Genomic DNA, 20967 nt, shown 5'->3' on the forward strand with positions numbered 1-20967 from the left:
GTAAGTGTTAATTAATAACTAGGAAATAAAAATGAAAAAACTACTACTGGTTTTGTTATTAGTGAGTCCTAGCGCTCTCGCGAATATTGGATGTGTAGGAACGGTAACAAAAGTTCTTCAATATGCTAACGGCAGTGTGAATGTCCAAACCAGTTACCGAAATGAGTTCACCGTGATGTGTAATATAAAAGATCACTGGAAAGGTGTGAGTCCAGAATCTTGCAAAAGTATGGTGAGCGTATTACTTACTGCGCAATCGACTGGAAAGAGAATCGCAACTTTTTATTCTGGTAGCCAATATACCTGCCAAAACTTACCTACTTATGGTAGTACTCCAGGCCCTGTTTATGTAGGTATTGTTAATGACTAGCACAGTTAAAAAAATGGCTATTTTAATGCTATTGCTATCCGCGCCTATGACATCTTCAGCTGCTGTTAAGAATACTTCGCTTGGCATAATTGACTCAATATATGCCTACGATGACTACGGAGCTCAAGATCGCTTCGAAGGTGCGGACGTTGCTGTATGGTTTAAAACAGGTTTGACGGAATGCCCAAATGGTGTGTGGTTGACACCCAGTGCTCCGGGTTATCAGACACTGGTTTCGTTTCTACTAACGGCTTATACCACTAAACAAACGGTCAGGTTTCAAGTTTATAACGATCGAATTTGGAAAGGGTCGAAAAATAAATTGTGCCAAATTGATGCGATAAGGTTTGAATAAATGAAGTTGCTAATACTACTGTTGTCTTTGTTCTCTTTTTCTTCTCTAGCGGGTCAACAAACTGGCACGGTCGACTGGCTTATCGTTCGAGCAAGTGACGGCTTGGTGTACTTTGGTATTGAGGGGGTGAAAGCGACTGGCAAACCAGCGTGTGCCACCAGGAGTTATTGGATGATAAAAGATGAAAACTCTACGTCTGGTATGTTGCAATACTCAATGTTATTGAGTGCCCATGATTCAGGTCGCCAGGTTGCTGTGACAGGTATGAACACGTGTTCGCGCTGGGGTGATGGTGAGGACGTTAATACAATTAGGCTTAACTAAAATGAAGAAAACCATTATTTCACTGCTTGTATTGGTTAGTGCTTCTTTCAATAGTTATGCCTTAGAGCTTGTAACGGCCAAAGTTACTGTTTTAGAGCCGACCTACCTTCCGGGAAGCATTGCTTTTCAAATTGATAAGAGTACATCTCGTTGTCCTGCAGGGAGATGGATTAAGTGGTCAAAGAGTGAAGAAAATAATAAGGCCGTTTATGCAACTCTGTTGGCGGCATTAAGTTCTCAAAATCGAATTAACCTCTATTTTGATGAGTCAGATACTGAGTGTAAGGCAAGTTATTTACACATCTTGAGGAACTAGTATGAATTTTAAACGGTTAATGATATGCGCTTTGTTACTTTTAGCGCCAATACAAGCTTTTTCGGCTGACTCCATTGCTTCAGGTAAAACATACATAAATAGAGTGATTTCTTACAATGAGTATGGCTCTGGAGATGTGGTGTTTCGCCTTGCTAACCCTTCTAAAGAGTGTTTTGGTTATTGGATAAATAAAGGTGACCCGGGTTTTAACGCAAATCTAAGTATGATTATTGCGGCGTATCAAGCAAAAACGCCTCTTATTATTCATGGCTTACCTGCGCAAAGTGAAAAGTGGAAAGGTAGTGGCAACCACTGGTGCAAGCTTTATGCTATTGATTACAGGGATTGATGATGAAGCCTTTAAAGAGGATGTGCTGGTTAAATATAAAGAGTCACCTTGGAGGTGGATTAATGTACAAACTAACTATATTTTGTCTTTTAGTACTTTCTGGTTCGGTTAATGCGTCATTGCAGGATTGCACTCATTTATATGTTGGAAGAGTAGTAATAGAGAAAGGTGTTGGGCTATCTAGGGTCGTGTACCTAAACCATTATAGTAATAGCTCCGGCTCATATTGGAGTTCATTTACTGGGTGGACCCCAGATCAGCGCTCAGAGGCGTTATCTGTCCTCCTCACAGCAAAGGCGGCGCAGCATCGCGTGGATATAGTGACTGAAAATGAAGATGGCTGTGGTTTATCACAAGGGTTTACGGTAACCAAAGCCGTTTACTTAGCTAATGACCCTTAAGGGCGTCTCTGAAGCAGGTCTAGTTATGAAAAAGTTTATTTATTTGGTTATCGTTATATTCAGCCCTTTAGTTCACGCAGTCGAGTGGACTGAACCTAAGCTCGTTGAGCGCATTCACATAACAAGTAATGGAACTTACTACTTTAAGGTAGCAAGTGGTTGGGGAGCTCCAAGTTGCAAAGAGGCTCCATATATTTTTATTCGTAAGAATGAAGCCGCAGCAGCTGATGCGATATTAAGTTTGATTCTCGCATCACAATCTACGGGTAAGGCTATCAAAGCACGTGGTACTTGTGCGGACAAGGCTCATTTTCAGTTTGATTATGTTATTCAAATGAACCCTGAGTAAGCCGCCTTTATGCACTTTGTTTTATCAAAAAGTGTTTGATTGTTGACAGCAAGAGTTGAAATTATCTTTCTCCTAGGTATTGCCTTTCTTTTCCGGTACTGCACAATACCGCCCCTAACCAAGAAATTTATCAACGCTAGTCTCCGAGTAATGCTGTTAATCATCGATAACTACGACTCTTTTACTTATAACCTGTACCAGTACTTTTGTGAGTTAGGTGCTGAGGTGAAAGTAGTGCGTAATGACGAAATTAGCTTAGAGCAGATTGAAGCGCTAAATCCTACCCATTTGGTCATTTCTCCGGGGCCGTGTACACCCAATGAAGCGGGTATTTCGCTTGCAGCGATTGAGCACCTTGCTGGAAAGCTACCCATCCTTGGTGTCTGTTTAGGCCATCAGGCGATTGCCCAAGTATTCGGTGGTGAAGTAGTGCGAGCGAGAGAGGTGATGCATGGTAAAACGTCGCCAATTGCTCACAATGATCGCAGTGTTTTCGCAGGATTGAATAACCCTTTGACCGTGACACGTTATCACTCCCTAGTAGTGAAAAACGGCACGCTACCGGATTGTTTTGAGCTGACAGCTTGGACCCAACTGGTAGATGGCAGCATGGATGAAATCATGGGTTATCAACACAAAACCTTGCCAATTGATGCGGTTCAGTTCCACCCTGAGTCGATTAAAACGGAGCAAGGCCATCAGATCCTTGCCAACTTTATTGCCCGAGCGCCGCTTTAAAACACCAATTCCAGTGGCTGCTATTCGGTTAAAGCCTGACTTAGATCACTTTTCTTAACATTTTCTTCATAAACCTTGCAGCGGATACTTTGTGAAAAAGTATGCGTAGAGTTTGTCACGCCTACTTCTCAGCCCTTATCGCGACTAAGATTAACCATAGCTTATCTTTAATATAAGAATATATTGCTTCATAAATGTGAAAGGGTAATGCATAAATACTCAAGGATTATGAGTATCAGACTTCTTAGTGGCGATTAAAAAGAATAAACCACTATTGAAATGGTTAATTAAATGTAAATACAATGCCGTAGTTGCTTAAAAGCAAAACAATATCTTATTTCATTGAATCGAAGTAAGGACACCATATTCGCTATGCATGCGGTATTAAGAGGGAATGTGCAATGACTGTAGAAAATAAAGTAGAACGCGGTTTGTTTGATGAGGTAATGGTACCTTGTTACAACCCAATGGAAATGATTCCAGTAAAAGGCGAAGGCGCTCGAGTTTGGGACCAACAGGGGACTGAATATATCGACTTTGCTGGTGGTATTGCCGTGAGCTGCCTAGGTCATTGTCACCCTGCAATGGTGAACGCGTTAACTGAGCAAGGTCAGAAGATTTGGCACCTAAGTAACGTAATGACTAACGAACCAGCACTACGCTTAGCGAAAAAGCTTACTGATGTATGTTTCGCTGAGAAAGTGTTCTTTGCTAACTCTGGCGCAGAAGCGAACGAAGCGGCACTTAAGTTAGCTCGTCGTTACGCAGCTGATGAGTTTGGCCCAGAGAAATCAGAAATCATCGCATTTAAACAAGGCTTCCACGGTCGTACTTTCTTTACCGTTACTGTTGGTGGTCAAGCGGCTTACTCAGACGGCTTTGGTCCTAAGCCGGGTGATGTTACTCACCTACCATACAATGATGTCGAAGCGCTAAAAGCTCATATCTCAGATCGCACTTGTGCCATCATGATGGAGCCACTTCAAGGTGAAGGCGGCATCATCTCTCCAACTGATGAATTCGTACAGACAGTGCGTGAACTGTGTGACAAGCACAATGCACTACTGATTTTTGATGAAGTACAAACTGGTAACGGTCGTACTGGTAATTTCTACGCATACCAAGGTCTGGGTGTAACGCCAGACATCCTAAGTACTGCGAAATCACTTGGTGGTGGTTTCCCTATCGGCGCAATGCTTACGACAACTAAGCTTTCTAAGCACCTGAAAGTCGGTACACATGGCTCAACTTACGGCGGTAACCCACTGGCATGTGCAGTTGCAGAAGCTGTGGTTGATGTTGTTAGCGCACCAGAAACACTAGCCGGTGTTGCAGAGCGTGAAGCGCTGTTCCGTGAGGGCTTAGCTAAACTTAATGATAAGTACAACATGTTCGAAGAAGTGCGTGGTAAGGGCTTATTGCTTGGCGCTGCACTGAATGAAGATTGGCAAGGCCGTGCTCGCGACGTATTGGTTGCAGCAGGAAAAGAAGGCCTAATGGTGCTAGTGGCAGGAGCAAACGTAGTGCGTTTCACTCCATCACTGGTCATCACTAAAGAAGAAATTGAAGAAGGATTAGCGCGCCTAGATAAAGCTCTAGCAACGCTAGTTAAATAATAATTAAACAAACCGGGGGAGCTGTTTTCCATAGCTCTCCCAATACCAGTGCTATCGGTCATGTGTTCAGGTAGTTGCGCAGGAAAAATCGCTTAGAACAAGGCGTGGCTTGTAGCGAGCTAGCGGGCCTAACTTCAAAAGCCACAACGCAGTTATCAGCGATTTTAACCAGCAAAAACGAATAGATGACCGATAGCATTGGTATCCCGCATCAGGAGGGAGTATCGATGCTGGTTGTTCGCCCTATCGCAATGTCGGACTACGACGCGCTGCACACATGTGCGGTTGAGTCGGGTCATGGATTTACATCTCTACCGGTTAACGAAGAACTGTTAACTAACCGTATTACTCATTCAGAATATAGCTTCACAAAACCAGAGGTTACAGAACCTGGTGATGAAGGCTATCTGATGGTTGGCTTTGATAGCGAAACCGGTGAAGTCGCTGGTTGTACAGGTATCGAAGCATCCATTGGTTGGGATGTACCTTTCTACTCATATCACATCAGTACCGTGGTGCATTCATCGCCGAAACTGGGTGTGAATAACGTCGTTAAGCTACTGACGTTTGGCAACAACTACACAGGCTGTAGTGAGATTTGTACTCTATTCCTGAGACCAACATTTCGCGGTGGCTTAAATGGCCGCCTAATGTCGAAATGTCGTTTTCTAATGATGGCAGAGCATCCGCACCGCTTCTCTAAAACCGTGTTTGCTGAGATGCGTGGTGTCTCAGATGAAGAAGGTAACTCACCATTCTGGCAATGGCTGCAAGAGCACTTCTTCTCGATTGATTTCACCATGGCTGATTACCTAACCGGTATCGGTAAGAAAGGCTTCATCGCTGATCTGATGCCAAAACTGCCAATCTACATCAACTTACTGAGCAAAGAAGCGCAAGCAGTGATTGGTCAGGTACATGACAACACCAAGCCAGCGCTACGTCTACTTGAAAAAGAAGGCTTCACTTGCCGCAACTACGTCGACATCTTTGATGGCGGCCCAACGGTCGAGTGTGATGTGCGAAATATTGAATCAGTGCGTCACTCTATCCGTGCCAAAGTGACGATCGCAGAGCATACCAGCTCGCAAGATTACCTAATGTCTAACACTTCGTTCGAAGATTTCCGTGCAACAGCAGCCAAAGCGGCCCATGACCATGAGTCAGAATCAGTGATTCTTTCACCAGAAGTCGCGCAAGCATTGAAAGTCAACGAAGGCGACTATGTTCGCATGCTAGCTCAGTAACGCTGAGATTAAGAACAAATTTGAAGGAACAAGTTATGACACATTGGATTGCAGGTGAATGGGTTGCAGGTCAAGGTGAGTCAATGAACTCACAAAGCCCATATAACAATGACGTCATCTGGCAAGGTGAAAGTGCAACTCCAGAGCAAGTTGAGCAAGCGGTTTCAGCAGCACGCAGCGCGTTTGTAGGCTGGAAAAAAATGACCTTTGCTGAGCGTGAAGCGATTGTGCTCGCATTTGCTGAGAAGGTAAAAGAGAACAGCGAGCAGATCGCTGAAATCATCGCCAAAGAAACCGGTAAACCGATTTGGGAAACGCGCACAGAAGCGGCGGCTATGGCAGGTAAGATTGCTATCTCGATTCGTGCCTACCATGACCGTACTGGTGAAGCGCAGCGTGAAGCCGCTGGCAACCAAATTGTCCTTCGCCACCGCCCGCTAGGCGTGATGGCGGTATTTGGTCCTTATAACTTCCCAGGTCACTTACCTAATGGTCACATTGTGCCGGCGCTACTTGCGGGTAACACTGTGGTATTTAAGCCTTCAGAGCAAACGCCGCTAACCGGTGAGTTTGCAATGAAACTGTGGGATCAAGTAGGCCTACCAAAAGGTGTTATCAACCTAGTACAAGGCGCGAAAGAAACGGGGATTGCGTTAGCAGATTCGAAAGGTCTTGATGGTGTGCTGTTTACTGGCAGTGCGAACACCGGCCATATCCTGCATAAACAGTTTGCTGGGCAGCCGGGCAAAATGCTGGCGCTGGAGATGGGTGGTAACAACCCGATGGTGATTTCTGAAAACTACGGTGAAGTGGATGCGACGGTTTATACCATTATTCAGTCTGCCTTTATCAGTGCCGGTCAACGCTGTACCTGTGCGCGTCGCCTGTATGTGCCAGTAGGTGAGAAAGGTGACTTGTTGGTGAGCAAGCTAGTGGACGCAACCAAGAAGATTCGTGTTGATCAGCCATTTGCTGAACCTGCACCATTTATGGGGCCGCAAATATCTAAAGCAGCAGCTGACTTTATTCTTGCAGCGCAAGCAAATCTGCAAAAGCTTGGTGGTGAGAGTCTGATTGAAGCGAAAGCGGGTCAAGCCGCGTTTGTTACTCCAGGAATCATCGACGTCACTGCGATCGCAGAGCTACCAGATGAAGAGTATTTTGGTCCATTGCTACAAGTGGTTCGTTACCAAGGGCTAGAGAAAGCGGTAGAGCTGGCCAACGATACGCGCTTTGGTCTATCGGCTGGTCTAGTCTCTACCGATGACAGCGAATGGGAATACTTTGTTGACCACATTCGTGCCGGCATCGTGAACCGTAACCGCCAGCTAACGGGCGCAAGTGGTGATGCACCATTTGGTGGCCCAGGTGCTTCGGGTAACCTACGACCAAGTGCGTACTACGCAGCTGATTACTGTGCTTATCCTATGGCATCAATGGAAGGTGGAGAAACTCTTCTGCCAGCAACATTGAGCCCAGGGCTAGAGCTATAAAAAAACATTAGGTCAAAGAACCTAAGTTAGGGAATTCCCTTCTTCCTCCCTGAGCTGGGAGGTTTTTAACGTCACAGGTTGAAGGCTATCAGACTGATTATCTGGACAAATCGGTTTGGTAGCCTCTTTTATAACTTAACCAATAACAATAACGACTAACCCAATAACGTAAACAAGGAGGCGTTATGACGCCAGATGCTTTATTCCAATCGTTATGGAAGGACTATATTCAACGCTTGTGTCCCTCTGCTGAAAAAGTGCATCAACTACTGCAAGAAGATGAAGCGCTGATCAATGACCATATCGCGTTACGAACTTTCAATGTAGAGCCATTGGGTATTGCAACTTTAGCGCAGCCTTTCTTAGATGTTGGCTACAAACCTTGCGGTGACTATCTGTTTGAAAGTAAGAAGCTGGTAGCCAAGCACTTTGAACATCCAGACCCGAAACAGCCAAAAGTGTTTATCAGTGAGCTCAAAGTGGAAGAGTGCTCAGAAGCACTGCAAGCTATCGTTGCTAAGCTTGTTGAGCAATTGGACACCAGTAAGCTAAAAGGTCATGAGTTCTTGTCTGGCGGTCGTTTATGGGACTTAAGCTATGCTGATTTCCAAACACTGGCGACAGAGAGCGAGTACGCTTCTTGGTTAGCGGCGCATGGCTATGGTGCCAACCACTTTACGGTCAGCGTCAATCAACTGAATGCCTTTGAGGAAGTGGTTGGCGTCAATAATCATCTCCGTGATGCAGGCTTTACCATTAACGAGTTTGGTGGTGAAGTGAAAGGCTCGCCAGAGGTACTGCTAGAGCAATCTTCAACTATGGCAGATAAAGTTGCGGTGCAGTTTAGCGAAGGGACTGAAATCATCCCAGGTGGTTTCTATGAGTTTGCTAAGCGCTACCCAATGCCGAATGGTGAGCTTTACCCAGGGTTTGTTGCTGCATCTGCAGATAAGATCTTCGAAAGTACCAACGGCTAGCAGTGTTCGTCAGATAAAAAGAAAGCCACCGAGTAGGTGGCTTTTTTAATTCTTATTCGTTAATCGAAATTAACGAGTACCGTATACAACGATTGTCTTACCGTGAGCAGAGATTAGGTTCTGCTCTTCTAGCATCTTCAAGATACGACCAACGGTTTCACGAGAACAGCCAACGATTTGACCAATCTCTTGACGAGTGATCTTAATCTGCATGCCGTCTGGGTGAGTCATTGCGTCAGGTTGTTTCGCTAGGTTTAGTAGCGTCTGAGCAATGCGGCCCGTTACGTCTAGGAATGCTAGGTCACCCACTTTCTGGCTAGTCACTTGTAGGCGGCTTGCCATTTGCGCTGAAAGGCGCATTAGGATGTCTGGGTTAACTTGAATTAGTTGACGGAACTTCTTGAAAGAGATTTCTGCTACTTCACAAGGAGATTTAGCACGAACCCAAGCAGTACGCTCTTGATCTTCTTCGAATAGACCAAGCTCACCGATAAAGTCACCTTGGTTTAGGTAAGAAAGGATCATTTCCTTACCTTCTTCGTCCTTGATAAGAACCGCAACAGAGCCTTTAACGATGTAGTACAACGTCTCAGCTTTTTCGCCCGCATGAATCAGCGTGCTTTTTGATGGGTACTTATGAATATGACAGTGTGAAAGGAACCACTCTAATGTTGGGTCGGTTTGAGGTTTACCTAGAACCATAATATCTCACTTCCTCTGCAGGGTACGCTTGCCGCTTTCCATGTTTTAGCAAAGCCTTAAATAGGCCTACTAGGATAAGAGCACTTTACAAATGCTGCAAGCCATCTTGTGTTTCGGTAAGAAATAGTATCCTTTTTCGAAAACGATTTCTTGATTTTAATCGGGTCAAGTGGTGTATTTACTACGCAAAACTGTGCACATGATCACGGTATGAAAAGTAATCGTGCTCTAGCCATGAGTATTAGCCAATTTTTCCCGTTTCGATTAATTGTTGAAGAATAGGTCGTACGATTAATTCCATCGCAAAACTCATCTTACCGCCCGGTACAACGATGGTGTTATGACGCGACATAAACGAACCATCAATCATTGCCAGTAGGTAAGGGTAATCAACATTCTTGATGCCACGAAGGCGAATCACCACAAAACTCTCATCTAGGCTTGGAATACCTTTGGCGTTGAGTGGGTTTGACGTATCCACCGTCGGGACACGCTGAAAGTTAATATGAGTGCGAGAAAACTGCGGCGTAATGTAGTTTAGGTAGTCGTCCATTGAACGAACTATCGAATCCATCACCGCTTCACGTGAATGGCCTCGGTCTCGTGTGTCACGGACAAATTTTTGAATCCATTCAAGGTTAACGATCGGCACCATACCAATCAGGAAGTCGACATGTTGCGCGACATTGACGTCACCATCAACCACACCGCCATGCAGACCTTCGTAGAATAGAACGTCTGAGTTTTCCGGTAGATCTTGCCACGGGGTAAAGGTGCCCGGCATTTGGTTGTAAGGGACAGCTTCATCAAAAGTGTGTAGGTAACGACGTACTTGACCAGTGCCTTCTTGACCATACTGACGGAAGAACTCCGCTAGACCACCAAAGTCATTAGCTTGCGGGCCGAAATAGCTGATATGACGACCCTGCTCACGAGCTTTACGGATTTCGACATCCATTTCCGGGCGAGTGAAACGGTGAAAACTGTCTCCTTCAACCCAGGCTGGCTTAACGTTCATCATGTTGAACATCTTGCGGAAAGCTTCTGAGGTAGTAGTGGTTCCGGCTCCGGACGAACCAGTAACGGCAATAATAGGGTGTTTTGCTGACATGACAAACCTTGTCTGAGAGTACGTTCCTGTAATCGACGTCCACTATAGCATGCTTTGCTTGGACGTCACTGTATGCAGTTCTCTAAAATCGATTTTTGAGTTGAATGTCGACCGTTTCATGTAACTCAGAGAAAACCACCACGGCGTCTCCTGACTCAAGCTGCTTTTTGATTTGGTCAATTTTGCTTTGCAGCGAAATCTCTACCGCGCCGTAGTCAGTCCCTTCTCGCAGGACAAATTCTTTGATTAGGTTGTCCAGCGTGTCTGGATCGATTTGTTGCCAAGGAACAATCATAAATACCTCTAGATTTTATGTTCGTTGTAGACGCCGCTATTATGCCGAAACCACCAAACTTTCATAGTAGGCAGGTAGAGCTTCTTCCAACCAGAAACGCGGCTTTATTGCACTGCCAGTGACAAAGCCAACGTGGCCACCTTGGTCAAATAAGCGATAGTCGATGTTCTCAGGCAACACGTACTTCGGGATCACGGCATCCGTCATAAATGGATCGTCTTTGGCGTGAATGATCTGGGTCGGCAAAGTGATCTCTTTAAGGCGATGAATCCCTGAGCATTGATGGTAGTAATCTTCGGCATCTTTAAAACCGTGCAGTGGCGCGGTGATCAAGTCATCAAACTCGTACAGCTTTGTGACTCGCTTGATGTTGTGATAATTGAGGCCAAGCTCCCCTTTGAGGAGGTGGTGCTTTTGTAGCGCGTTCTTTTTCAACGAAGAGAGCAGGTAGCTCTTATAGAGCTTAGAAAATCCTTGCTCGATACGTTCAGAACACGCAGAGAGATCCAATGGAGCAGAGACGATGGTGGCCGCATCAATCAGTGGGTTATCACGATATTTAGCTAGGTAGTTAGCCAACATATTACCGCCAAGCGAGATGCCGACAGCGACCTTGGTTTGGTTAGGAAATAGAGAGTCAAGGTGCTCAAGGAAAAAGCGTGCGTCTTCGACTTCACCAGAGTGGTAGGCCCGAGCCAGTTTGTTGGGTTTACCACTACAGCCGCGAAAATGCATCATGACTGATAGCCAACCTTGTTTAGCAAAGGCATCCATCAAACCATTGGCATACGGACTGTAAAAGCAGCCCTCCAAGCCGTGAAACAGGATAAAAATCGGCTTATCAATTTTGGCCTGCTCACCATTGGTTTGAGCGACGTCTTCACTCCAAGCAATATCGAGAAAATCCCCATCAGGCGTATCAAGTGTTTGCCACACAGGTTCAAATAGCGCTTTCTTACGAATAAAACGCGGTGCAAGGGTTTGTAAGTGTGGATTGGTTAGTCCTTTAGCCGCAACAAATTGAGTCATAACAGTCCTAAGGTCGGTAGAGCTTATAGATTGGCGATATTATTGATAGGTTCTGCAAAGGCCGAGTAGAGCTGCTCACCGCCGAGTTGGCGACAATAGCGCAATACCAGTGGTTCGCAATGGTTCTTTTCAAGGTGAATACTGTTGATGCAGTCAACCAGATCAGATTGCTGCTGTTTTTCCAATTGCAGTTCGAATTGGAGTGACTCGCGATAGAGCGTATCGGGCAGGTGGAGTTTGAGTTTACGCCTTAATTCACGATAACTGAGCAGTAACGCTTCAGAGCGACCTAAACACTCTTCAACGCGGTGCCAGTCTTGTTCTCTGAAACAGATCTGCTGCTCATCAAGCCATTTGAGCAGCAGCAGTAAGTTAACGTTGCCTTTAAATTGGTTCTGAAGATTCAAGCACGCCTCTTTGACCTCTCGCACGCTGTAGTACTGCAAACTGAATTGCCATAAGCGTTCAAGGGTTAAAGAAATTTCGACGTGCTTTGAACTCATAGGCTATTGAACTCCTGTTCCATCTGTTCTAGTTCTTCTTGGAGAGACATCCACTCCATTTCGACATCTTCAAGTTCACTTTTGCTGTTAGCCTGAACAGCGAGTACTTGATTAAGTTTAGCTTTATTTTCGGCTTCATAAAGGCTGTTGTCAGACAATTGCGTTTCCGCTTCAGCTAATGCTGTGCCTAACTTATCCATTTTTGCTTCCAAGTTTGTCAGCTTTTTGCGAATTGGCGCGGTCAGTTTACGGAACTCAGCTTCACGACGTTTTTGGTCTTTTTTCGCTGCGGCGCTGTTCTCACTATTCTTCTCTGGTTGTTGTGCTTGTGCTTCTCGACGCTCTGCTTTTTGTTGTTCAGTCAGCCATTTATAGTAATCATTCAAATCACCATCAAACGGAGCAACTTGGCGGTCATGGACAAGGTAGAGGTCATCGGTTGTGGCACGCAGTAGGTAACGGTCGTGCGATACAATCACCATTGCACCTTCGAAGGTTTGTAGCGCCATAGTCAGGGCTTGACGCATATCGAGGTCAAGGTGGTTGGTTGGCTCATCGAGCAGCAATAGGTTAGGTTTTTGCCACACGATCAAAGCAAGCACTAGGCGAGCTTTCTCACCACCAGAGAACGGAGCGACTTTCTCTAGCGCTTTATCACCTTGGAAGCCAAAGCTGCCTAAGTAGTTGCGCAGCTCAAGTTCATTCTTATCTGGGGCGATCTGCATCATATGCTGCAGCGGCGTCTCTTCTGGGTGGAGAGTTTCGAGCTGATGCTGAGCAAAGTAGCCAATCTTGACGCCTTGAGAGTAGGTTAGGTCACCACCTTGAGGATTAAGCTCACGTGATAGCAGTTTAATCAGCGTCGACTTACCCGCACCATTACGGCCAAGCAGACCAATACGGCTACCCGGTACCAAGTTTAGGCGAATCTTCTCTAGGATAAGGTTGTCACCATAACCAGCCGATACTTCATCCATCATAATGATAGGGTTAGGTAGGGCGTCAGGATCGCGGAATTGAAAACTAAACGGGTTATCCAATTGCGCAGGTAAAACCTTTTCCATGCGCTCTAACGCTTTAATACGGCTTTGCGCTTGGCGCGCTTTGGAGGCTTTATAGCGGAAACGGTCAATGTAGCTTTGCATGTGCGACATCTGTTTCTGCTGCTTCTCAAACTGAGCTTGTTGCAAGATGAGCTTTTGTGCACGCTGATCTTCAAACGACGAGTAGTTACCCGTGTATTCATGCAGTTGTTGATTCTCTACATGAATCACTCGGCCAACAATTGGGTCAAGGAAGTCTCGGTCGTGCGAGATAAGAACCAAGGTGCCAGGGTAGTTTTGTAGCCAGCGCTCTAACCACATTACCGCATCAAGGTCCAAGTGGTTGGTTGGCTCATCGAGTAGCAAAAGATCAGAGCGGCAAAGCAGCGCTTGAGCTAGGTTAAGACGCATACGCCAACCACCAGAAAACTGGGTTAGGCTCCAACTCATTTGCTCTTGGTTAAAGCCTAAACCGTCGAGTAACTCGGCCGCGCGAGCACGAATGCTGTAGCCGCCAATGGTTTCAATCTTACCGTGGATCTCGGCGACTAAGGTGCCGTTATCTTTTTGTTCGGCATCGGCTAAATCTGACTCTAGGCGACGGTATTCACGGTCACCATCAATGACATACTCAATTGCACTGCGCTCTAAAGCTGGGGTCTCCTGAGCGACCCACGCCATCTCCCAATGAGCGGGTTTGCTAAAATTACCAGCATCAATAGAAAGTTCGTCTTTAATCAGGGCGAATAGAGTGGATTTGCCACAACCGTTCTTACCCACAAGGCCGACTTTATCGCCAGGGTGAATGGTTGCAGAGGCTTGTTCAAGCAGTGGTTTGCCACCGCGTAGAAGCTGAATGCCAGAGAAGGTAATCATAATCTTGTGCTTTGTCTTTGCTCGTATTGCGTCGAATAGTAGGTTACTTGACTAGCTATGTCGATCGTTGCGTTATTGTGGCTAACAACGTATAACAAACTGATAACGATAAATTACAATAAATACAGTCATCTTCGGCTATGAATAATATAAGGATTGCTGTCCAAGGAATGCAGAATTTACCTTCCGATATACCTAAGGTATTGGTGATTTACGCACACCCAGAATCGCGAGAGTCTGTTGCCAACCAAATGATGCTTAAGAAAGTGGAATCTCTTGAGCATGTCACTGTGCATGATCTTTATGCTCATTATCCTGACTTCTTTATTGATGTCAGCGCGGAGCATAAGTTGCTCAATGAGCATGATGTGATCGTCTTTCACCATCCTCTTTATATGTACTCTTGCCCTGCGTTACTAAAAGAGTGGATGGATCGAGTACTTGGTAAAGGCTTTGCTTTTGGTAATGGTGAAGCACTAAAAGGCAAGTATTGGCGCAGTGTGATCACTACCGGAGGCAAAGAAGAGGCCTTTGGTCGGGGGGGCTATAACCGCTATCCACTTTCACAGATTTTACAGCCGTTCGAGTTAACTGCAGCGTTATGTCAGATGCATTGGATTGAACCGCTAGTGCTTTACTGGGCACGTAATGTTTCTGAAATGGAGCGCTATCAACACGCTGAGCAGTATCGTCAATGGCTCAATGACCCACTAGTGGCTTATTCGGAACAAGTAGGAGGGTAGCATGGCATTAGAAAATGATTTTCTTCAAAGCAGTGCGATTTTCTTAACCGCTGCGGTGGTTGCCGTCCCTTTGGCGCAAAGAATGGGCTTGGGCTCAGTATTGGGCTATCTACTCGCCGGGATCGCGATTGGTCCTTGGGGCTTAGGCTTGATAAGCGATGTTGATGCTATTCTTCACTTCGCTGAGTTCGGCGTGGTGTTACTGCTGTTTTTAATTGGTCTCGAACTGAACCCAAAAAAACTGCTGCAAATGAAAGGGCCGATACTCGGACTGGGTGGTGCGCAGGTTGTAGTCACTACCTTAGTGCTTGCAAGTGTTGCGTATTTTGCTGGTACTTCATGGCAAACCAGTTTAGTGATCGGCATGGGCTTAGCACTCTCTTCTACTGCGATTGCGCTGCGCGTGATTGAAGAGCAAGGGCTTGGTGGCAAAGAGGCCGGACAGTCAGGATTTGCGGTATTGCTCTTCCAAGATATCGCCGTGATCCCTATGTTGGCTCTGCTGCCTATTTTGGCGGGCAACACCGCTGGTGATTGGCTAGATGCTCTTTGGATGCTAGCAGGTGTTGGCGGCTTGTTAGTAGGTGGCCACTTCCTATTGCGACCTCTATTTCGTTATGTGGTGCTTAGTGGTGTCCGTGAGCTATTTACGGTTGCCGCGTTACTGTTGGTGATTGGTATCGCCTTGATGATGAAGCAGCTTGGGCTTTCTATGGCACTGGGTACCTTCCTTGCTGGGGTGCTGCTGGCGGAAAGTGAATATCGTCATGAGTTAGAAATTGCTATCGAGCCGTTTAAAGGCTTGCTGCTGGGCTTGTTCTTTATTGCGGTCGGGATGGCGGTCAATCTTGGCCTCTTAGCACTTGAACCTCTGGCAGTGCTTTCTGCGGTAATTGGGCTTGTGATCGTCAAGGGGATGATTCTTTACCTACTGGCTCGATTGGCCGGTAGCCGCGCTAAGTCGCGCAGTAAAATGGCGGCGATTTTAAGCCAAGGTGGTGAGTTCGCTTTTGTTATCTTTACCGCTGCAGCGAGTGAAGGACTTCTTAACCAATCACAAACCGCTTTCTTACTGGTTGTAGTGAGTCTGTCTATGGTTACGACCCCCTTGCTTTTAATGGCACAAAGCAAATGGTATGCGCGAGGGCTGAATGCGGAAACGGCTGCTGAGCTGAAGTCAGACATCGTCAACAAACAGCCACGCGTTATCATCGCCGGCTTTGGCCGCTTTGGTCAGATTATTGGCCGCCTCATGTATGCCAATAAAATCAAAGTTACGGTATTGGAAAGTGATGCCAGCCAAATCCAACTGCTTCGTAAATATGGTTATAAAGTCTTTTACGGTGATGCGACCCAGGTGGACTTATTGCGCGCTGCAGGTGCAGATAAAGCCGAAGCGATGATCATCTGTACCGATTCACCAGACGAAATCATGCAGATTATCGAGTTATGTAAGACTAACTTCCCTAATCTTAAGCTGCTGGCGCGTGCCCGCAGTCGTGTTGAAGCGTACCAATTGCTTAGCCACGGTGTAGAAAGCTATTCACGTGAGACCTTCCTAGGCGCTCTAGACTTAGGTCGTCAGGCCTTGATTGATCTAGGTATGCACCCATATCAAGCAAAGCGAGCGGAAGCGCATTTTAGAAAGCTCGATAATGCTATGCTCAAAGAGTTGTTACCTCAGCATAACGATGACAAACAATTGGCCCAAAGAGCCAAAGAAGCCCGTAAAGAACTGGAAGAGATTTTTGGTCGTGAAATGGAAAGTGACCAACAAGCGAAGAACTTCTGGGAATAGACTAGTGAAATAAACAGATGAAAAAACGATTTATCGCAGGCGCCAGCTGCCCTAAGTGTGCTCAGCAAGACACGCTACGCTGGTGGATAGAGAACAATATTGAGTTAGTAGAGTGTGTTGAATGTGGTCACCAAGACCAACGTACACCAGAATCTGTGGAGACCGCTGAACACAGTGGACAAGAAATGATCGGTATTTTTAAACCAGATTGATTGAGTTTCTCTAAATCATCCCCATAATAACCGACGTAGAAAGTTTACAGACCGTTGTGAATGCAACGGTCCTTTATTCTCCTTGGAGTAAATATGAAAATTGAAAAGAACGTAGTAGTAAGTCTTGCTTACCAAGTAAAACTAGAAGACGGTGTGGTTGTTGACCAATCAACAACTGATGCGCCTCTAGATTACCTACACGGCAACAACAACCTAATCACTGGTCTTGAAACAGCACTAGAAGGTAAGGAAGCGGGCGCTAAGTTCTCGGTAACGGTTTCTCCAGAAGAAGCGTACGGCGAGCACAACGACGCACTTGTTCAACGTGTTCCTGCTAACGTGTTCCAAGGTGTTGAAGAGATCGAAGTAGGTATGCGCTTCCTTGCGGATACTGATCAAGGTCCAATCCCTGTTGAAGTTACAGAAGTTGATGGCGACGAAGTTGTTGTTGATGGTAACCACATGCTTGCTGGTCAAACTCTGACATTTGATGTTGAAGTTGTAGCACTACGTGAAGCAACAGCAGAAGAGATCGAGCACGGTCACGTACACCAAGCTGGTGGCTGTGGTCATGATCACGACCACGAAGGCGGTTGTTGTGGTGGCGAAGGCCACGACCACGGTGAAGAGAAGAAAGACGGCTGCTGCGGTGGCGGTAGCTGCGGTTCTCACTAATCCGTTAGCTGATAGCTAAAATATTAAAAGGCGTTTCCCGCTGTACGGGAAACGCCTTTTTTGTTATTTAAATGTATATAGGGTCAGTGATACAGATGGAGACCAATCAATGAGCCAACCATTCTCAATCGCCATTCATGGCGGAGCCGGAACCATTCTACGAGAGCAAATGAGTGATGAACTCAAGGCGTCAATCTTAGCCGACCTTGAAGCTTCGGTTCGTGCTGGGCATAGCATTCTAGCTCAGTCAGGTGACGCGCTGGATGCGGTTGTTGCTGCGGTTAAGGTGCTGGAAGACTCGCCGAACTTTAACGCCGGTAAAGGCTCTGTGTTGACCCACAAAGAGATGGTCGAAATGGATGCTTCGGTCATGCATGGTAAAGAGCTAGATGCTGGCGCTGTTGCCGGCGTTCGTCATATCAAGAACCCGATTGAGCTAGCACGTGATGTGATGAACAAGAGTAATCACGTACTACTGATTGGTGAAGGCGCTGAAGAGTTTGCGTTTGAGCAAGGCTATCAGTTTACCGAGCAAGATTACTTCTTTACTGACCGACGTTATGACCAACTGCTGTCGATGAAAGAGAAAGGGCTGTTCGCATTATCAGAGTCTAAATACCCCGATGATAAGAAGTACGGCACAGTTGGTGCGGTGGCATTAGACCAACAGGGCAACCTTGCTGCCGCGACCAGTACTGGTGGCGTGACCAACAAGAAGTATGGCCGAGTCGGGGACTCGTCGATCATTGGCGCGGGTACCTATGCCGAAAATGGTAATGTTGCCGTTTCAACCACGGGGATGGGCGAGTACTTTATTCGAAAAACTGTCGCGGTTGATGTTGCAGCTCGAATGCGTTACCTAAAAGAAGATGTCCACACCGCGAGTGAAACCGTCATTCAAGGTGAACTGAAACAGATGGGCGGCGAAGGCGGGCTTATTGCCGTTGATGGTCAGGGTGAGCTTCATTTTGCGATGAATAGTTCGGGAATGTACCGTGCTGGTATCGACATTCACGGAAAATTCAGTGTTAAGATATATGCTGATGAGTAACGTGAAGGCGGCATAACCTTCCATGGCTGAGACTAACTAGCTGATTTGTTTCGGTGTTAATTTTTGCCTAAATGGATTTCCACCATATTACGTCTGCATGATTAAAAAATGACTGCAAGAAATGTGATTCAGTGCTAGAATCCATTTTTAACTAGCAACAGATACTGGAAAGATGGGAAATAACGTAGTCGTTCTGGGCACCCAATGGGGTGACGAAGGTAAAGGTAAAATTGTTGACCTTTTAACTGAAGATGCAAAATATGTGGTTCGTTACCAAGGCGGTCACAATGCAGGCCACACACTAGTAATTGACGGTGAGAAAACCGTTCTTCACTTAATTCCATCAGGCATCCTACGCGATAACGTAAAATGTGTTATCGGTAATGGTGTTGTACTATCGCCTGAAGCACTTCTTAAAGAAATGAAGCCTCTAGAAGAGCGCGGTATCCCAGTACGCGAGCGTCTTTTCGTTTCTGAAGCTTGTCCTCTAATTCTTCCGTACCACATCGCTATCGACAACGCGCGTGAAATCGCTCGTGGCGCGAAAGCTATCGGTACAACGGGTCGTGGTATCGGTCCAGCTTACGAAGATAAAGTAGCTCGTCGCGGTCTACGCGTTGGTGACCTTTTCGATAAAGAAATGTTCGCTGAGAAACTAAAAGAAGTAATGGAATTCCATAACTTCCAACTAGAGCACTTCTACAAAGCTGACACAGTAAGCTACGATGAAGTACTTGAGCAGTGCATGGGTTACGCAGATCTACTAACTTCAATGGTTATGGACGTAACTGACGAACTAGACGCAGCACGTAAGCGCGGCGACAAGATCATGTTCGAAGGTGCTCAAGGTACTCTACTAGATATCGACCACGGTACTTACCCATACGTAACTTCTTCTAACACGACTGCTGGTGGTGTTGCTGCAGGTTCTGGTTTCGGTCCTCGTCACATCGGTTACATCCTTGGTATCACTAAGGCTTACTGTACTCGCGTTGGTTCAGGTCCATTCCCTACAGAACTATACGACGGTCTAGATAAGCAAGACCCAGTTGGTAAACACTTAGGTGATGTTGGCCACGAGTTTGGTGCAACGACTGGTCGTCTACGTCGTACAGGTTGGTTTGATGCAGTAGCAATGCGTCGTGCAATCCAAATCAACTCTCTAACGGGTATGTGTCTAACTAAGCTAGACGTTCTTGATGGTCTTAAAGAGATCAAGATCTGTACTGGTTACAAGATGAAAGATGGCGCTATCCTAGAAGTTTCTCCAATGGCTGCTGAGTCATTCGAAGAAGCAACGCCAATCTACGAAACAATGCCTGGTTGGTCTGAGACAACATTTGGTGCTAAATCAATCGATGCGCTTCCACAAGCTGCTCTTGATTACATCAAACGTATCGAAGAACTAACGGGTGTACCAGTAGACATCATCTCTACAGGTCCTGACCGTAACGAAACAATCATCAAGGTTCACCCATACGGTGCTTAATCTCTGATTGTTCAGACAGTTAAAAAAGCCAGCGTTTATCGCTGGCTTTTTTTTGAGCTTTTTTTCTTGCGATCTTAGGCGCTTACGGCAACAATTTGCCAACAGGCGGCAATTTTGATTAAAGAGTTATCAATGCTTGCCGATACAGGTATCAAGCTTGCCGCATTAAGTGGCGAATAACTCACTGACTGTCAAATGAGTCTATTTGGTGGCAGAGAAGAAATCGAAGTAAAGAGTGCAGAAAATGAAGCTAAGGAAATTAGTGGCTTCGATGGTATTAGCGTTGAGCGCATCGGTTGTTCAGGCGAATGATTCGCCGGATATTGGTGAGCCCATACCTATTTATACCGAAGCTGAACTAATTAAACTGATTAATAACAACCAACATTTGGAACGAGTCAAGGCTGATAGCTGTCAGCTAGTTGAAGATATCGTTGCGCGTGCCACTCGCATTAGCTTACCTGCGTATGAATTTTTGTATGGTGACATGCTAGCATGGGGCGTGTGTGTGGAGCAGGATGTTGAGCTTGGCCTTTACTATATGGAAAACGCCGCTCATCAAGGTTTACCTGCCGCACTAGAACAGATTGGTCGTTATTACTCTCGTGGTACCATCGTCCAGCAAGACAAAGAACGTGCGATTCCCTACCTGCGTGAAGCAGCGGCTATGGGCAACTTGAATGCGCGTATTCATCTTGCTGAGTTATTACTGCGTGACTATGGTAGTCCGCTTGATTACGAAGATGCCTATCGCTGGTTATACAATTCGGTCACCGCTGACCAAAGAACCCACAAACGTATCAGTGTCTTGAGGCAAGGGCTAGAGAGGCGAATGCCACAGAACATTATCGCCCGAGCTAAAAAGCGCGATACTTTCTGGTAAACATATAGACTATCGAAAGCAA

The 20967-nt window shown here is 46.0% G+C and carries 24 protein-coding genes; 18 read left to right on the forward strand and 6 right to left on the reverse strand.

Going from position 1 to position 20967, the window contains the following annotated elements; translation table 11 throughout:
- The first annotated feature begins 31 nt into the window (after positions 1–31).
- The 11 genes from ELS82_RS03625 to ELS82_RS03675 all read left to right on the forward strand — a co-directional run bounded on the left by ELS82_RS03625 (position 32) and on the right by ELS82_RS03675 (position 8535).
- Positions 32–370, forward strand: coding sequence for a hypothetical protein (locus tag ELS82_RS03625; protein ID WP_134834270.1), 339 nt, complete (start codon positions 32–34; stop codon positions 368–370).
- A complete protein-coding gene (locus ELS82_RS03630; RefSeq protein ID WP_134834271.1) occupies positions 363–725 on the forward strand; it encodes a hypothetical protein in 363 nt (120 codons plus the stop codon). The genes ELS82_RS03625 and ELS82_RS03630 overlap by 8 nt, the downstream gene beginning before the upstream one ends.
- On the forward strand, positions 726–1049 hold the full coding sequence (locus ELS82_RS03635) for a hypothetical protein (RefSeq protein WP_134834272.1): 324 nt from the start codon (positions 726–728) through the stop codon (positions 1047–1049).
- 1 nt (position 1050) lies between these two features.
- Positions 1051–1365, forward strand: coding sequence for a hypothetical protein (locus tag ELS82_RS03640; RefSeq protein WP_134834273.1), 315 nt, complete (start codon positions 1051–1053; stop codon positions 1363–1365).
- A 1-nt stretch (position 1366) separates the two neighbouring features.
- On the forward strand, positions 1367–1714 hold the full coding sequence (locus tag ELS82_RS03645; protein ID WP_134834274.1) for a hypothetical protein: 348 nt from the start codon (positions 1367–1369) through the stop codon (positions 1712–1714).
- A gap of 426 nt (positions 1715–2140) precedes the next feature.
- Positions 2141–2464: a hypothetical protein gene (locus ELS82_RS03650; RefSeq protein WP_134834275.1), complete on the forward strand. Its 324-nt coding sequence runs from the start codon at positions 2141–2143 to the stop codon at positions 2462–2464.
- A gap of 150 nt (positions 2465–2614) precedes the next feature.
- Positions 2615–3202 (forward strand): aminodeoxychorismate/anthranilate synthase component II, encoded by a 588-nt coding sequence (locus ELS82_RS03655; protein ID WP_134834276.1) that lies wholly within the window; start codon positions 2615–2617, stop codon positions 3200–3202.
- Positions 3203–3603: 401 nt separating this feature from the next.
- On the forward strand, positions 3604–4818 hold the full coding sequence (locus ELS82_RS03660) for an aspartate aminotransferase family protein (protein WP_134834277.1): 1215 nt from the start codon (positions 3604–3606) through the stop codon (positions 4816–4818).
- Between the two features lie 227 nt (positions 4819–5045).
- Positions 5046–6065, forward strand: coding sequence for an arginine N-succinyltransferase (gene astA, locus ELS82_RS03665; RefSeq protein WP_134834313.1), 1020 nt, complete (start codon positions 5046–5048; stop codon positions 6063–6065).
- A gap of 35 nt (positions 6066–6100) precedes the next feature.
- A complete protein-coding gene (astD, locus tag ELS82_RS03670; RefSeq protein ID WP_134834278.1) occupies positions 6101–7558 on the forward strand; it encodes a succinylglutamate-semialdehyde dehydrogenase in 1458 nt (485 codons plus the stop codon).
- A gap of 185 nt (positions 7559–7743) precedes the next feature.
- A complete protein-coding gene (locus tag ELS82_RS03675; RefSeq protein ID WP_134834279.1) occupies positions 7744–8535 on the forward strand; it encodes a DUF1338 domain-containing protein in 792 nt (263 codons plus the stop codon).
- Between the two features lie 69 nt (positions 8536–8604).
- On the opposite strand, the gene crp is transcribed toward ELS82_RS03675, so the two are convergent.
- From crp to ELS82_RS03705, 6 genes are all read right to left on the reverse strand, one after another.
- On the reverse strand, positions 8605–9237 hold the full coding sequence (gene crp / locus ELS82_RS03680) for a cAMP-activated global transcriptional regulator CRP (protein WP_004410522.1): 633 nt from the start codon (positions 9235–9237) through the stop codon (positions 8605–8607).
- Positions 9238–9478: 241 nt separating this feature from the next.
- Positions 9479–10348: a phosphoribulokinase gene (locus tag ELS82_RS03685; RefSeq protein ID WP_004410516.1), complete on the reverse strand. Its 870-nt coding sequence runs from the start codon at positions 10346–10348 to the stop codon at positions 9479–9481.
- 82 nt (positions 10349–10430) lie between these two features.
- Positions 10431–10643: a YheU family protein gene (locus ELS82_RS03690; protein ID WP_053438813.1), complete on the reverse strand. Its 213-nt coding sequence runs from the start codon at positions 10641–10643 to the stop codon at positions 10431–10433.
- Positions 10644–10682: 39 nt separating this feature from the next.
- Complete coding sequence (locus ELS82_RS03695) at positions 10683–11672, reverse strand: hydrolase (protein WP_134834280.1); 990 nt, start codon at positions 11670–11672, stop codon at positions 10683–10685.
- Positions 11673–11695: 23 nt separating this feature from the next.
- Positions 11696–12175: a TIGR02444 family protein gene (locus ELS82_RS03700; RefSeq protein ID WP_134834281.1), complete on the reverse strand. Its 480-nt coding sequence runs from the start codon at positions 12173–12175 to the stop codon at positions 11696–11698.
- On the reverse strand, positions 12172–14094 hold the full coding sequence (locus ELS82_RS03705) for an ABC transporter ATP-binding protein (protein ID WP_134834282.1): 1923 nt from the start codon (positions 14092–14094) through the stop codon (positions 12172–12174). Before ELS82_RS03705 ends, ELS82_RS03700 begins: the two co-directional genes overlap by 4 nt.
- A 170-nt stretch (positions 14095–14264) precedes the next feature.
- Here ELS82_RS03705 and kefG point away from each other — a divergent pair, with 170 nt between their 5' ends.
- The 7 genes from kefG to motX all read left to right on the forward strand — a co-directional run bounded on the left by kefG (position 14265) and on the right by motX (position 20945).
- Complete coding sequence (kefG, locus tag ELS82_RS03710; RefSeq protein ID WP_134834283.1) at positions 14265–14837, forward strand: glutathione-regulated potassium-efflux system ancillary protein KefG; 573 nt, start codon at positions 14265–14267, stop codon at positions 14835–14837.
- 1 nt (position 14838) lies between these two features.
- Positions 14839–16635, forward strand: coding sequence for a glutathione-regulated potassium-efflux system protein KefB (gene kefB / locus ELS82_RS03715; protein WP_134834284.1), 1797 nt, complete (start codon positions 14839–14841; stop codon positions 16633–16635).
- Positions 16636–16652: 17 nt separating this feature from the next.
- A complete protein-coding gene (locus tag ELS82_RS03720; RefSeq protein WP_053438819.1) occupies positions 16653–16847 on the forward strand; it encodes a YheV family putative zinc ribbon protein in 195 nt (64 codons plus the stop codon).
- 93 nt (positions 16848–16940) lie between these two features.
- On the forward strand, positions 16941–17522 hold the full coding sequence (gene slyD / locus ELS82_RS03725; protein WP_004410501.1) for a peptidylprolyl isomerase: 582 nt from the start codon (positions 16941–16943) through the stop codon (positions 17520–17522).
- A 109-nt stretch (positions 17523–17631) separates the two neighbouring features.
- Positions 17632–18573 (forward strand): isoaspartyl peptidase/L-asparaginase family protein, encoded by a 942-nt coding sequence (locus ELS82_RS03730; RefSeq protein ID WP_134834285.1) that lies wholly within the window; start codon positions 17632–17634, stop codon positions 18571–18573.
- 172 nt (positions 18574–18745) lie between these two features.
- Positions 18746–20062, forward strand: coding sequence for an adenylosuccinate synthase (locus tag ELS82_RS03735; RefSeq protein WP_005432780.1), 1317 nt, complete (start codon positions 18746–18748; stop codon positions 20060–20062).
- A gap of 244 nt (positions 20063–20306) precedes the next feature.
- The gene (gene motX / locus ELS82_RS03740) at positions 20307–20945 is read left to right on the forward strand and encodes a flagellar protein MotX (protein ID WP_134834286.1); all 639 of its coding nucleotides are present in this window, start codon (positions 20307–20309) and stop codon (positions 20943–20945) included.
- The last annotated feature ends 22 nt before the right edge of the window (positions 20946–20967 follow it).

It is taken from the genome of Vibrio ouci (assembly GCF_004551525.1).
Lineage (GTDB): Bacteria > Pseudomonadota > Gammaproteobacteria > Enterobacterales > Vibrionaceae > Vibrio > Vibrio ouci.